The sequence below is a fragment of the Pseudomonas sp. 6D_7.1_Bac1 genome, from assembly GCF_025465945.1.
Classification (GTDB): Bacteria; Pseudomonadota; Gammaproteobacteria; order Pseudomonadales; family Pseudomonadaceae; genus Aquipseudomonas.
The window spans coordinates 278,092-291,197 of sequence record NZ_JANLNW010000074.1 but is presented as its reverse complement, the minus strand read 5'-3'; the positions used below and the strand labels follow the sequence as shown (position 1 = coordinate 291,197).

Annotated in this window: 13 protein-coding genes and 1 pseudogene; 4 read left to right on the top strand and 10 right to left on the bottom strand. The window is 58.1% G+C overall.

Features of this window, described 5'->3' with window-relative positions; all coding sequences use genetic code 11:
• The first annotated feature begins 582 nt into the window (after window positions 1-582).
• A complete protein-coding gene (locus NTD87_RS22430) occupies window positions 583-1,737 on the top strand; it encodes a PD-(D/E)XK nuclease family protein (RefSeq protein WP_262116368.1) in 1,155 nt (384 codons plus the stop codon).
• A 100-nt stretch (window positions 1,738-1,837) separates the two neighbouring features.
• On the opposite strand, the gene NTD87_RS22425 is transcribed toward NTD87_RS22430, so the two are convergent.
• Window positions 1,838-3,220: a 2OG-Fe(II) oxygenase gene (locus NTD87_RS22425; RefSeq protein WP_262116380.1), complete on the bottom strand. Its 1,383-nt coding sequence runs from the start codon at window positions 3,218-3,220 to the stop codon at window positions 1,838-1,840.
• 236 nt (window positions 3,221-3,456) lie between these two features.
• Here NTD87_RS22425 and NTD87_RS22420 point away from each other — a divergent pair, with 236 nt between their 5' ends.
• Window positions 3,457-4,065, top strand: a complete 609-nt coding sequence (locus NTD87_RS22420) for a TetR/AcrR family transcriptional regulator (protein ID WP_262116367.1) — start codon at window positions 3,457-3,459, stop codon at window positions 4,063-4,065.
• A gap of 212 nt (window positions 4,066-4,277) precedes the next feature.
• Window positions 4,278-4,748, top strand: a complete 471-nt coding sequence (locus NTD87_RS22415) for an N-methyl-D-aspartate receptor NMDAR2C subunit (RefSeq protein ID WP_262116366.1) — start codon at window positions 4,278-4,280, stop codon at window positions 4,746-4,748.
• 259 nt (window positions 4,749-5,007) lie between these two features.
• Here the strand turns inward: NTD87_RS22415 and NTD87_RS22410 are convergent, their stop codons facing one another.
• The 9 genes and pseudogenes from NTD87_RS22410 to NTD87_RS22370 all read right to left on the bottom strand — a co-directional run bounded on the left by NTD87_RS22410 (window position 5,008) and on the right by NTD87_RS22370 (window position 12,756).
• A complete protein-coding gene (locus NTD87_RS22410) occupies window positions 5,008-5,139 on the bottom strand; it encodes a hypothetical protein (protein ID WP_017337405.1) in 132 nt (43 codons plus the stop codon).
• A gap of 62 nt (window positions 5,140-5,201) precedes the next feature.
• Window positions 5,202-5,585: pseudogene (locus NTD87_RS22405) on the bottom strand (toll/interleukin-1 receptor domain-containing protein); the annotation flags it as partial.
• Between the two features lie 767 nt (window positions 5,586-6,352).
• Window positions 6,353-6,562 carry a hypothetical protein gene (locus NTD87_RS22400; protein ID WP_262116364.1) on the bottom strand — a complete coding sequence of 70 codons (210 nt, stop codon included), beginning with the start codon at window positions 6,560-6,562 and terminating at the stop codon, window positions 6,353-6,355.
• Between the two features lie 425 nt (window positions 6,563-6,987).
• On the bottom strand, window positions 6,988-8,037 hold the full coding sequence (locus NTD87_RS22395) for a tyrosine-type recombinase/integrase (protein WP_262116363.1): 1,050 nt from the start codon (window positions 8,035-8,037) through the stop codon (window positions 6,988-6,990).
• Between the two features lies 1 nt (window position 8,038).
• Window positions 8,039-8,281, bottom strand: a complete 243-nt coding sequence (locus NTD87_RS22390; RefSeq protein ID WP_262116362.1) for a DUF4224 domain-containing protein — start codon at window positions 8,279-8,281, stop codon at window positions 8,039-8,041.
• A gap of 44 nt (window positions 8,282-8,325) precedes the next feature.
• The gene (locus tag NTD87_RS22385) at window positions 8,326-8,604 is read right to left on the bottom strand and encodes a hypothetical protein (protein ID WP_262116361.1); all 279 of its coding nucleotides are present in this window, start codon (window positions 8,602-8,604) and stop codon (window positions 8,326-8,328) included.
• A gap of 218 nt (window positions 8,605-8,822) precedes the next feature.
• Window positions 8,823-9,266, bottom strand: coding sequence for a hypothetical protein (locus tag NTD87_RS22380; RefSeq protein WP_262116360.1), 444 nt, complete (start codon window positions 9,264-9,266; stop codon window positions 8,823-8,825).
• Between the two features lie 375 nt (window positions 9,267-9,641).
• A complete protein-coding gene (locus NTD87_RS22375) occupies window positions 9,642-10,304 on the bottom strand; it encodes a hypothetical protein (RefSeq protein WP_262116359.1) in 663 nt (220 codons plus the stop codon).
• Window positions 10,305-10,698: 394 nt separating this feature from the next.
• Entirely contained in the window at window positions 10,699-12,756 is a 2,058-nt protein-coding gene (locus NTD87_RS22370) for a DNA cytosine methyltransferase (protein ID WP_262116358.1), read from the bottom strand.
• Window positions 12,757-12,841: 85 nt separating this feature from the next.
• Here NTD87_RS22370 and NTD87_RS22365 point away from each other — a divergent pair, with 85 nt between their 5' ends.
• Window positions 12,842-13,102: a hypothetical protein gene (locus NTD87_RS22365; RefSeq protein WP_262116357.1), complete on the top strand. Its 261-nt coding sequence runs from the start codon at window positions 12,842-12,844 to the stop codon at window positions 13,100-13,102.
• Window positions 13,103-13,106 lie beyond the last annotated feature (4 nt).

Sequence of the window (13,106 nt, the reverse complement as noted above, 5' to 3'; positions counted from 1 at the left end):
TAAATAAATGAGGGTGCCCGGGAGGCGAGATCGCCCGGTGGGTGCCTGACTGTTATCAAGGAGCGTGCCAGGTTGTCTAAGGCCCTTAAAAATCAGTTGGTTGGCCATTTTTTTAGGCAAGGCAAAGAGATGTTCAGGGAGGATTCAAGGAAAAGGTGCGCAAGAAGTTGCGCAGTGCTGCGCAACTTCTTGCGCACTTGGCTGCAGGCCTTGTATGACGTGGCCTGGAGCAGTATAGGGCAGTATTTTCAGGACGGTGAGTGCGCAACTTCTTGCGCACCATGTCTATTTGCCATTATTGGGATGGCTAACGTTTATGTCTGCCTACGGTTAATCCTAAGACAGATGGAAATGCACGCTTACCGAAACCCATCTAGAGATGCGCTTTAAAGCGTTTGTCGAGTGACCTCATCAAAAGCTGTCGGTTAGGAAGGGCTGCATTCGACCCGAAGCAGTCATTCGCTGAAATTCCTTTAATTCTTCAGCAAATGCAGTCCGGACTTAAGTAGGGGAGGCAGTCTGGGTATCGAGATACTGGCATCATGCAATTAATATGATGCCTGCAGCATAAGGAGAAGCGCCTTGCACCCACTGATCAACCAGGCCGCATTACTCAGGGCCAAGCATCACCGTCCTCCCGGATTCAACCTGTTTACACTACTGCGCAGTGCTTCGGATGAAGTCCGATTGCACTCCCGCTATTTAGCCTTTTTGCTCGATCCAGATGGCGCCCATGCTGCCGGTGGGACACTGCTGAAGTTACTGTTGGAGGCGTTGAATATTGAGGGTTTCGATTGCCAAAGCGCCACGGTGGAGGTCGAGTACCGCAAAATCGACATCCTCATACGCAACGCGAAAGGGCAGGCGCTCATTATTGAGAACAAGATCCACGCAGGGGATCAGGACGGGCAGCTGTACGGCTATTTAAAGACCCTTGAGTCCGAGGGCTACCAAACCTTTGCCCCACTCTATCTGACCCTTGACGGAAGCGATGCCGACACCAAAAGTTGCCGAGGCATCGACTACCAGCGCGTTAGCTACGCCACTGATATCTTGCCCTGGCTGGAGCGATGCCAGCTTTGGGTGATCCGCGAAGCAGCGGTTCGCGAAAGCCTGCTGCAATACATCGATCTGGTCAGAAAACTGACCTTTAAAGACCAAGGGCAAAAATACATGGACATGCTTAAGCAGACGCTGCTCAAGGACAACAACCTGGTTTTGGTCAGGGATCTGCAGAAGGCCTTCATCGAGACGTTGAAGGATTTGCAGTTGATCCTCTGGCAGGCAGTTGCACGGCGTATCGAAGAAAAGTATCCCGAGCTATCAAAACCTTACGTAATCCCTACACCTGCGAACGTTGACCGTTATTACACAAACGCTAAAGGCAATAAAAACTTCGGTCTTTATTACGAGCTCGGCTTCATGCCAGGTGCCGTCTATATAGAGCTCAATCACCGCTTTTATTGCGGTTATTACTGCGATGTCAGTAGCCATGCAGGACACTACAAACGGCTTGAAAGAATGACGACGCTTGTGCAAAACAACGGCACCAGCAGTAACGGTCTATTGTGGCGCTACACCACTGAACTCGACATGAAAAACCCTAGTGACGAGAACCTGATGATGCTGACTGATCCTGACAGAAGGGAGCGTGCCGCCGAACGTATGGCCGACGACCTGCATGATCTCTGGCGAAAGGCCCGTGAGTTTTGCCCCGAGCCAGGGCTGATACCGTAAGGTGGAAAGAGGCGGAGCTACTGCTGAGTGTCTGCTACTGGCCGAAAGCGGACCCGGCCGATAGACAGACACGGCGTGGGCGACGGTGCCCACCTAAACGCTAGACCTTGTCGCCATGCACCATTATCCGGCCGTCATATCCACAGCTGATCCAGCGACCGGGGCCGGTGGGGAGAACATCGGTTGCAAAGTTGTCGTGCGACCCGATGATCGCACCCTGCCGTGATGGCAGGTTCCACCGGCTAACGAGTCCATCCTCGCCGCATGTCAGCAGCACGTGTCGCGCCTCGAATCGCACACGCCGGACAGGCCCGTCATGAGTGGCAAAGCAATCCAGGAGCGTCAGCGTCGGGCCGGTCGCTAGCAGGTGCACCGTGCCGTCAAGATCACCAGCGGCCAAGGTGACTCTGCTATCGGCGTCGATCCAGCTCGCCAGCGTCCTCAGGGGGCGGCCCAGATCGATCACTTGCACGCAGTCCCGCTCCTCGGGTTGCCACAGCCTGACCGTTCCGTCCTCCGATGCGGTGGCGAAACCGCCGTCGCCCGAAGGCGCGATCGCCCAGATCCAACAGGCGTGGGCCTGGCGCCTGTCCGTCGCACCTGATGTCAGATTCCAGAGCGTCACGCGACCGTCGGCGGCCCCGGTGACGAGACGGCCACAGTCGAGCCGTGCACAGGACAGTACGGCCGAATCCGATGTGCCGACCACCGTTGACTTCCCGGTCGCCAAGGACCACCGCCGAATCGTGCGGTCCCGCGAATGCGACACAAGCTCGCCAGGCGCAGTCTCCACCAAGCCCAGGATGGACTGTGTGTGTCCGTCGAGCTGGCCCAAGTACTCGCCCTTGCGGTCCCAAAGCCGGATGGTTGCGTCGCGCCCAGCGCTTGCAAAGCCCATATCTCCAAGGCTGGCAAGCGCCCAGACGTATCCTCTGTGGCCAGGCTGGAAGGGGCCGTCGACCTGCGGGGGATGCTGCGGCTCGTACATCAGATCACTGCGCATGACGTATTTTCGGCCAGAGTCCACTAGGGCGCCAGCGTGCCAGAGCGCGTGGTCGAACACGATCAGGCTGCCCTTGCGGGGCCGTAGGCAGAGCGTGGTATCCCGGCCCAACATGGCCGCGGACCTTTCCTTGAAGAACACCGTCTCGCCGCCGCTGAATGCATCGTCGTTAAGATAGACCATGAAGGTCAGGCGCGACTGTGTGTACTGGCGATGGTGCACACCGTCTTGGTGGGCCCGGAACTGGGTGCCGGGCCGGTAGCGGCAAAAGCGCAGCCGCTCATTGACGCTGACCATGCGCCAGCCGTCTTCATCCATCATCGCGCCGAGTCCCGGTGCCCGTGAGGCGCAGTGCGTCAGACGCTCGAAAAGCCGCCCGGCCAGGGCCGGGTCGTCCGCCACGATCCGGTCATTGTCGCGGTAGGAGGACGGGTAGTCGGACCCTGCGCTGGCGAACCCGAGCTTTTCCGTGGCTTCCACCAAGGCTTCGCACTCGCTTGCCGAGAGAAACCCATGTACGAGGGCGCACCGCACAGCGTCACCCAGAGGTCGCTCGACCGTGACCGAGGGAGCATTGGCTCCCGCCACTAGTATTTCAGCGAAGGAATTCATCGTGGCCTCAAAAGTTGGTCTAATGACCAATATTTGGAAAGCTAGGGTGCAACGAGGCTGATGTCAATGCTAAGCTGGTCGCATGACCAATATTGGGGAATCACATGGCACGCCGCTCGAACACCGATGAAAGGCGCGGCCAGATCGTGGCGGCACTCCAGGCCGTCATGGCAAGGGCCGGCTATGCCGGCGCAACCATAGCGGCCATCGCCCGGCACGCGGAGCTCGCCCCCGGCCTAGTGCACTACCACTTCAGTAACAAGCGCGAGATCTTGGTAGCACTGGTCGACTCACTGGCTGGCTACGCCCATCAGCGGTACGAGTCCCGGGCCGCTGCGGCCCAAACGGCCGAGCAAAGGCTTCAGGCCTACATTGCAGCACACCTTGCCTACGGCTCGGACGCGCAGCCCGATGCGGTCGCGGCGTGGGTGATGGTCGGCGAGCAGTCGGCGCACGACCCTGACGTGCGCGAGGTCTATCAGGCTGCGCTAGCGGCGCAGATGAAGCTCCTGAAAGGCCTGCTCCGGCAGCGATTCGCCGAACGCGGACGCCGCGCCCGGCGGCTCGACTCGCTCGTGGCTGGCATTACATGCTTTATCCAGGGGGCGTTCACGCTGTCCACTACGGCGCGGCCGCTGCTGCCGGCGGCCTTCGCCGCACCAACGTTGATCGCCTGGGTGGAGCGTTACATTGATGCGGAGGAGGTGCGATGACGGGACCGCCAGAAGGGAGCAGCCTATTCCCGGCCAGCGCGCACGGCGCCCCCGACCTGCCTGATGGTGTGGGTTTCACCGCCTGGGCTCGCGTCTGGGCGGAGCTTGGAGTCGGATGCCCGTCGCGAGAGACGTACGAAGAGCTCGTTCGACACTACTGCGAGCCGCACCGTGCGTACCACAACTGCCAGCATTTGGAGGAATGCCTCCAGGTGCGCCGACTCGTCAACGCTGACTGCCATGCCCCCGCTGAAGTCGACCTCGCGCTATGGTTTCATGACGCTATATACGACCCCCTTTGCAGCGACAACGAACTGCGCAGTGCGCAATGGTTGGACGACGTGGCACGCGATAGCGGCCTGGACGATAAAACGCGACGCAGGCTTTACGGCCTGATCATGGTGACGCGACACGACGGCGCTCCAGCGTCGGCAGACGAAGCGGTGTTGGTGGACACGGATCTGGCGATCCTTGGGGCATCGGCCGAGCGGTTCGAGGAGTACGACCGACAAGTCCGCCGCGAGTACCGATATGTGCCTCTGTTTGTGTACCGCCGAAAGCGGCGCCAGGTCCTGGAGGGCTTTCTGGCGCGCGGGCGTATCTATACGACCGCACCGTACTTCGATACGCTCGAACAGCAAGCACGCGCAAATCTTGCACGCGCCATCGACCGCCTCGACTGAAGAGCGGACCCAAGTGGGGACGGGATATTCGCCTTCGCAGGTGCCTGACCACGATGACAGGCGTGACTCTATTACTTCCTTCTCCGGACTTCGGAAGTTGACTGACAGCCAAGGGCTTGGTTTACAGACGTCCATTTCCGACCCAAGTTGCCTCTGGTGATCGGCAGAAATCGGCCAAAAGCGGACTCTCACGAGCGCCCGTTTTCGGTCAGAAGCGGCCTAACCTACGTGACTCGCCCCCCTCTCACCGCTTTTAAGGTCAGTCACCTTTTTTGTGTTTATGTACTTCCAGATCAGGATGTTTGGGTTTGTTTTCTTCAGTAACACGACGGCGTTGGTCCTTCTTGCCGGTGGATTCAGCGATCGGTTTGGGGCCGGGTTTAATACTCATGTGTTCAACTCCTTCGATTGATAACGGGTCTGTAAGTAAAGCCGTACGCATAGACAGTGAAGCTACGGGGCGACCAACTCGGCAAGCTTGGCCGCGATATCTGCAAACGTATCTTCAGCAGTGCTCAGGCCGCTTCTCGAACCGAGTAGAGGACTGACTTCGCGCAGCGATTCGTATGTGGTGTCGTGAATTATGGGAACCAGCAGATCCCTTGCGAGGAGCGCGGAAAGCTCTTTGTCGGCGATGCCTTCGGCTGCTAGGCGACGCAGCAAAGCAGGGGTCACCAGCACAATTCCTACTCGAGACTTCGCCAATCCCTTATCAATTTCACGCAGTAAGGAAGAGCCTAGAAGGACATCTTTCTCGCTGAACCAAACGGAAACACCGAGCGACTCGAGTACATCATGCAGCTCCTTCGCGGATCCTTTCCGGTCGTCCCAGGCGTGACAAAGAAAGACGTCACGTAGATCAGGTACTGTCGCACGCCTCTCGACATTTTCGCGTACTGGTGTGAGCGTTCTTACCTCGGCGGAGGTGTAGGCTACAGAGGATCCGGGTTTCGACCAGCGCGGCTTTGCGCTGCTGGATGAACCGCCGCTACTGCGACCACCCCCGCCATGAGACGGGGACGAATAGGATGGTGCGTAGGACGAGGATGAATACGATCGCGATCCGTACCCGCTATATCCGCTGCCACATGCGGGACACGCTGCTCTTGCGCTTGCCGAACGATGACCATGTACCGGTGCTGTACATCTAGACATGTCGTAAACCTTCCGTTTGTAGCTGCTCGCCCAAGAGATGATTAAGCAGCGGCTGTACCGAGCCATCAGCTTTTGAAAACACCGCAGCCCATCCTTATTGGCTCGAAATCAACCTGCGCTTCAGATCGTGATTCCAATATGCTGGCACAAACAATAGCCCATAGCGCGAATTCCGCTAGCAGGCGTAGCGTGAATGTTCGCTAGCGGCTTTCGATACAAATGCCTCCATGGTCTAGAGCTATCTATCATAGCGGGTAGCTCTCGACCCAGGTTTCAGGCCCCTGACGTTCAACGGCCCCGCCATCGATGCCGTTGTTCAATCGACCAACGTCGCCTATGGGTCGATTTCTGCCAGTCACGACCGGTTGAATCCACAGCCGATAGCCGTCTTTAAAGAGATCTAATGCTTATTTTGCCATTGAGGACCAGGCGATGATCTGTAGCCGGCATCACTTCGGCGTGATGAGCACCGCTAGCGTCATTTTGATGAACTCCTCATTCTGGTCGATTGTTTCCAGAGCCGCGCGCACGTTGTCGGCTACGTCGGCTGATCCGCGCATCTCTACCCAGTTTGAAAGCTCCATGATGGCGGCCTCAAGAGCGAGCTGGTTCTCGTTGAGCTTGAACAGCAGGGAAGGGAGCAGGTCTGAGTTTTGCATCGCGAATCCTCCTTGGAGGTTTCAGCGTAGCAGCAGGAAGTCTTGAAGGGATTGAGATGGTTTTCAGGTCAGCAGAACGCCGAGGGGAGCCAAGAAATCAAGAATGATTTCTGAAAGTTTCAGAGAGGGGAGTTGCGGAAATGGCCGAAAAGATGCGGAAATGACCAGCGCATGGCCGCAAGAAAAGCCATACCCCAGAAACGAAAAAGCCCTGAATAATCAGGGCTTTGTCGTATAAAGATGGCGGAGGCGATGGGATTCGAACTCATGGACCTGTTACAGTCGACGGTTTTCAAGACCGATATTTAAAGCCGCTGAAACCGTGGCCTGTAGCTATTTTTCGTTACATTACGTTTGTTTTTCAGCCCCCCTGTAGGCCGCGTTCTACAAGGGGCCAGTTTTGAGTTTTGTAACGCGTTTTCGGGCTATTTTGACGGCTTAGCAATGGCGCCGATGCGTCGGTAAACCCGCTCCGTGATGTCGCCCTTTGTGTGCCCGAGGAGCAGGCTCGCATCACCCACGTCAAGGATTTCTGACGCGGCTTTTGGCCTGATGTCACGAAACTGGAAGCTGCCGATTTTTTCGGCCAGTAGCGTGTCACCCACTTCATCCGCCTCTTTCTTGGCTTTTTCCCGAGCCTTGTCCCATCTGTCACGGAGCATCTTCGCAGTCATGCGCTTGCCGCGCGCACTGACAATCAGATAGCTGCAAATGTGCTGAGCATTGCGCTCTGCCATTTTTGCGATCAATAGACCCAGGCTGTTTGCCTCTCCGCCGGTAGTCATCTGGATTCGAAGCTTTTTGTGCGTCTTGTTCTGCTGCACTCCCAAGTATTCCCCCTCGATGTCGTCCTTCCGCATGACCAGAACATCTGCCGGCCTTTGACCCGTCAGGTAAGCCAGGTCCATCGCGTCTTTCAGCTCTTGAGCTGCCTTCTTGTAAACCGCGCCCCAAACCACATCATTCGCGTAGTAGTCCCGCGGCTTTTCCTTGTTTTTGCGGACACCCTGGCAGGGATTCTCCTTGGTAGTCAGCCCCCATTCTCGGGCGATATTGAAAATATGGGAGAGGGTGGCGATCTCGCGATTTGCCCGAACTTTGGCCGTCCGTGCATCCCGATAACCGGCAATCGTTGCTGGGGTGATCGAGTCAATGGGGGCGCTGTCGAACATCGGGCGCAGTTGCTTGATCTCCGACAGATTGTCCTTCTGGGTGCGTGGCGCTTTCTTGGAGACGATATCGCGGATGTACCTGTCGAATATGCCTTTCATGGTGCGCAGGTCGAGCGGCTTTTCCTTGGCTTCGAGTTCCGCCCATTTGATCCTGGCCAGGTCCAGGTCTTTGCCCAGCGGGATCGCCTTTCCGGCCATGTCCAGGTAGTAATAGGCAATCCAATCCTTTCCGCTTTTCCGTGGTCGCGTCCACTGGTACATCCGGGGCGGCAAATTGCGTGTTTCGGCCTTGCGGGGTCGCATATCAGTTCACTCGTGAGAAGTCGGGCGTCCATGCGGGCGCGGCCGGCGGCGGGTTGGGATCGTGGATGGTCGGCGTCACCATGCCCAGCTTCATGCGGGCGTACTGCCGTCCCACCAGCGGGCGCTTGCCTCGGCTCTCGACATAGAGCCACTTGCGGTCATCGAGCCAGCGCCGCTGATAGGCTCTGGCCTTGTAGCCGGTGATGTCGGCCAGTTCTTCGTCCGATAGGATTTCGGATTGCATGCTGTGCTCCATGCCGCGCGTGGCGGCAGAAGGTGGGGAGGGGGTCAGATGATTGCGGTCAGGGTCTGGCTGCCATCCGCATGAGTGGTGGTGATGTGCATTGCAGAACGGCTAGGCGGCCTGATGATGTTCAGCGCCTGGACAAACTTCTCGCACGACACCTCATCCGTGCCGGGCAGGATGGTGGTGCAGAACAGCTCCCGTTCATCCTCGTCCTCAAGCTGAGCTGAAAGCAGCAGGGCAATTTCATGCTCTCGGCAGATGTCGATGATCTGGCGAACCAGCGGACTGATTTGCTCGTCGTACACGTTTTCTTTGGTCATGAGGATTCTTCGCCCGCCGTTCACCGGCAGGCTGGTAGGTGGGTTATGGGTATCTGATGAAGGGGGCGAGGAAAGTTCGGCAGGTGAGCTAGCCTCTAATCGTTCGCCTCACCAACTGCAAACCGATCAGCCCCCTTCCTGACGCAGCTGGCGGGGCGAGCCTTACCGTGGCCCCGTGTAGATGAGCCAGGCCATGTAGGTGAGAGCTTGGAGGATCATCAGTAATCCCCCCAGCCAAGTTCTTGGATGTATTCGCTCGGGATCACCGCGCAATCTGGCGTCTCGGTCACGTCGACGGACGAGTCACCGAAATAACCGATAGCGGCTTTTGCCCGTTCGAGAGCAAGCGTGGCGTGCCGGATCTGCCATTGCTTGCGCATCTTGTACGAGTTCAAGGCCCGCTCTTTATCCGGATAGGCGAAGCACCTGGATGCAAGGTATTGATGCTTCAGCACGCGCTTACGACGGCGCTTTAGGCTGCTGGCGGTCCAGCCGTACTGGTGACCTTTGACCAGCTCGCGATAGTCCGACTCGCTCGCCAAGTACCAGCACTTATCGGTTTCGGCGTAAGCCACCCATTTTTGCAGCGTGACTGTCAGGCCTTCCGGTCCGATCGTGTCGACGTATCGGAAATGGTCAGGGCCGGGATTTTGGTTTTCCATGGGCAATACCTGTCCTTTGCCGCTATAGCGGCTGACTTTGACGGGGGAGGGAGAATGGGCCGGTGACGGCCCTAAGGCCGCCAGCGGTTAGACGTCTAGCAGGGGTCGCCTTGTCTGTGCTTTAGCAAAAGACCCAAACATCTAAATGATGCGCAATGACCGCAACAATGACAGCAAGCAAGAAGCCGGAAACGAAGTACTGATCATCTTCGTTCGACTTGGTTGTGCAGCAGCGGCATTTACGTTTACCTAGCATCAAGCAGTACCTCTATCATGTTCATTGAGTAGTGGAATGACCCACATGCATATGTAATGAGAGGGGAAAGCCCCCGATTTGAAGGTTTCCGTATACCGTTCGTCGGGTGTTGAGAAGTTTTATGAAGTTTTGCGCTCGCAGGCCGTTTTCATCTCCGGCGTTTCCTGGCGCAGGGCCTCTTGAACTGCTTCGACGACGCGGCGCAGATATGTGAACTGATGGTTCTCCTCGACCGCTTTGTCACCTACCGGGTAGTGCCACTCCTCGCCGAAAAGCTCTGTGAGGATCTTGTCGTGGTGCCATGTCTCGTTGGGCGTCTCGATGCTGCGCAGAACATCGATGTCATGCCAAAGCTCGCAGGCTTCACCTTTGCTCAGCTCGCCCAGTTCCCAGTCGTGGCGCCCGGTCTGTTGTCGACGGCGCTGGACGATGCACTTCTTGGCCAGGGTGTGCAGCGCGTCACCGCTGAAGACAGTGGAACTGATACCGCGATCCAAGCAGTTCAGAACATAGTCCCAACCGCAGTCGGCGACGAACTCTGCGACGGTGCGCGGCCCCATTCCGCTCCAGTAAGCGTTCCAACTCTTGTCCCAGCAGTTGATCGTGATCTTGCCCTGGGCGGTCTGGTAGTTCGGGTTGGATTCGGTCGGGCAGTCGCGCCGGCCGAAGTCCTCGAGGAACACCGTGATCGGGTCGAGGCGTGGTGCGCCGGTGATGACCAGCTTCGTCACTGTCGAGCGCGCAACCTTCAGCGGCTCAGCAATTTTGTTTTCTGTGGGCATGGGGCGTCCTATGCCGGGTCATGCCCGGGCGGTGGAGTGATTGATGCTTTACCTTGCAGATTCCGAATTATCTTGAGAGCTCATACGAAAAGCTGAGGTCGTTATGAGCCAAAAGATGAACTGCAAGAATTGCGGAAAGGAATTCTCGTCGGTCGCGTCACGACCAGAAGTGGTGTCAAGGGGGAAAGCTGTAGGAAGCGGGAAGTCAGGTTTCGGGTATACAGCCCAAAAAGTCGTGACGGCATGCTGGCTACATAACTTGAGCCGGAGTGCATCGCATGAAACGAATCGTTGAAGACCTGTTATTCCAAATGCTAGTTGACCAGGTGATGAGCCAGTTACATCACCTGATCGAATGGCTTAACACGATACCTTGGCAGGCTTTATGCGGATGTTAAGCCGCTTCCGCTTGCCGCTCAGTCACCCGCCATGGATCGTTGGCGCGGGCCAGTGCTGCCATGGGCGGCGGACTGACGCTGTTCCCGCACATGTGCACTTGTTGGGTCTTGGTGAACGGCTTGCCATCGGCGCCGTGGCTGATGATGTAGTCGGCGGGAAAGCCCTGAGCCTTGTACAGCTCGGTCGGTTGCAGCATCCGCAGGCAGATATCGACGATCACGTACGGCGTGCCTTTTATAGTCACGGTGACCAGTGCCAGGCGATCCTTGGTGGTGATCGTCGGTGCTGGCTCGCTGGCGCCGCTCACGTTCTCGGTGCCGTAATAGCTGATCAGGAATGCCGCGACCCGCAAAGCACCGGCTTCAATCTCCGGCGAAAGTTGCAGCTCGACCAACGAGCTTTTTCCGCCGCCACCGGCCGTGATGGTTGGTGCTGGTTCATTCACGCCTTGGCCGACGCTGGCGCCGAACTGACGCTCCATGAATGCAGTGACCAGCCCGTGATGGGTTCCGCCGGCGCTGATGGTGTGAAGTGGCTCGGCCGTGTCCCGCGCATCGCAGTTGCCGCGAAGGTGCACCAGGTTGGCGGTTACCAGCTGCTGTTGGCTGCCGGTGTTGGTCACCGTGGTCATGGGGGCTTCGATGCTCTTGGCGTCGGTGGTGTTGAAACCACCGTTCATCTGGGCCATGAACACCGTGGAGATGCCCATGGCATGTGCGGCACCGGCCGGGCGCTGGTAGTTGCCGCCGCTGGTGATGGTCGGCAGCGGTTGGTCGAGCGCTTTGCCTTCATCGGAAAACCTGAACTTGACCAGGTGTGCGGCGGCGATAGCGTGCTTCACGCCGCCGGCGACCACGGTGCCTAGTGGCTGATCCAGTCCCGGCACGCGCGGCTCTTGGCCAGCGCGCTCTCCGTAACCGGTTTGAATCAGGGTGGGACTGATCAGCATCAGCTCGCCACGGTTGGCGCTGGTCACAGTAGGTAGCGGCTCCGCTGGATCGTTCACACGGTCGCTGCCTTGGTGTGTGGCCGGCGCGATGATCGGGCTGGCCATGGCGAAAGAACCGCCGCGTGGCCAAGAGGTCACAGTGCGCAGAGGATCGTGTGCCGACTGAACGCTTTCGCCGGACCAGTTCGCGATTGGTACGATGAATGGGTCCGCGGCATCGATGACGAACTTCTTCATGCCCTTAGCGATCCGGCGCAGGGTGGCGGGTGCCAGCGGCTTGGGCCGATCGAAGATGCTTTTGCTTGGAATCGCCCAGTCGATGCACTCGGCGGCGGTGCGCCACTTCTGTTGGCCTTTGACTGGGTGCTTGGCGTGGGTCGGTGCTGGCCAGACAATTGACTGATCGTCGCAACGGGCGATCATGAACAATCGTTCGCGGCTGGTCGGGGCCCCGAAGTCGCAGGCCTTCAGCACGCGCCACTCGACGGCGTAGCCTAGGTGCTGCAGCTCGGCGACAAACGTGGCCCAGGTCTGGCCGCGACGCTTCGGGTCGGGCACCAGGAACTGCTGGCCGACCGGTACAACCTCACCTGGCTCGGCAACACCGCCGCCTAACTTAACGACGCGACCGGTCGCCTTGCAGCGCTTGGCGATCAATGGCCCCCACTGGAGGATCTGTTTCACGTTCTCCAGGCTGATGACGCGGGGCTTTTTCTTGCCGGCCCACTTCAGGCCGATCCACGACAGGTTGCGAATCTCACGCTTGCGCGGCTGGCCGCCTGCGGCCTGGCTATGATGCGTGCAGTCCGGTGACATGTGGAACCAGCCAACGGCCTTGCCGCCACATTCGGTGTCCGGATCGCCGTCGAACACGTCAGTGGTGTAGTGCACCGCGCCCGGGTGATTCACGGTGTGCATGCTGATCGCGCTGGCGCTGTGGTTCTTGGCGACATTCACCGCGCGGCCCAGGCCCATTTCCATCCCGGTACCGGCCCCGCCGCCACCGCAGAAGAAGTCGACAACGATTTCATCGTCCTGAGGATTGAAGCCAAGTCCGTATTGGGTCTTAAAGTTGGCGGCGTGCATCTTCTGGTGAACGAACATAGGGAGTCCTCGCCGGTTGGCGTGATTTGAGTTTGTGGGCTATTGGTTGACGGCCCGGCATGAGGCCGGATCAAGGAGAGGCAAGATGGTGCAGCGAACTTCAGCATTTGATCAGTGGTCCCCCGAGGAAGGGGACAAGCTCACCGAGTACAGTCATAGCAATGGCTGCTTTTCCGAAATTCGCTTGCGCCGAACACATGGAGGGCTGTCCGGCATCATGTTCATAGGCGTTTACCGCGAAGATGGCCGAGCCATTGCTGAGCAAATTTTTGATATCTCAGATGAGAGCGACAATGAAGCTACGATTTGGGGTATGGATGAGGCGAAGCGTTGGGTAAATAGGTGAGGGT

Excerpts from the sequence above, each read along its gene's own strand:
- NTD87_RS22380 (WP_262116360.1), bottom strand. The coding sequence starts at position 9,266 with ATGGAAAACCAAAATCCCGGCCCTGACCATTTCCGATACGTCGACACG.
- NTD87_RS22385 (WP_262116361.1), bottom strand. The coding sequence starts at position 8,604 with ATGACCAAAGAAAACGTGTACGACGAGCAAATCAGTCCGCTGGTTCGC.
- NTD87_RS22400 (WP_262116364.1), bottom strand. The coding sequence starts at position 6,562 with ATGCAAAACTCAGACCTGCTCCCTTCCCTGCTGTTCAAGCTCAACGAG.
- NTD87_RS22365 (WP_262116357.1), top strand. The coding sequence starts at position 12,842 with ATGGTGCAGCGAACTTCAGCATTTGATCAGTGGTCCCCCGAGGAAGGG.
- NTD87_RS22420 (WP_262116367.1), top strand. The coding sequence starts at position 3,457 with ATGGCACGCCGCTCGAACACCGATGAAAGGCGCGGCCAGATCGTGGCG.
- NTD87_RS22395 (WP_262116363.1), bottom strand. The coding sequence starts at position 8,037 with ATGCGACCCCGCAAGGCCGAAACACGCAATTTGCCGCCCCGGATGTAC.
- NTD87_RS22370 (WP_262116358.1), bottom strand. The coding sequence starts at position 12,756 with ATGTTCGTTCACCAGAAGATGCACGCCGCCAACTTTAAGACCCAATAC.
- NTD87_RS22390 (WP_262116362.1), bottom strand. The coding sequence starts at position 8,281 with ATGCAATCCGAAATCCTATCGGACGAAGAACTGGCCGACATCACCGGC.
- NTD87_RS22410 (WP_017337405.1), bottom strand. The coding sequence starts at position 5,139 with ATGAGTATTAAACCCGGCCCCAAACCGATCGCTGAATCCACCGGCAAG.
- NTD87_RS22375 (WP_262116359.1), bottom strand. The coding sequence starts at position 10,304 with ATGCCCACAGAAAACAAAATTGCTGAGCCGCTGAAGGTTGCGCGCTCG.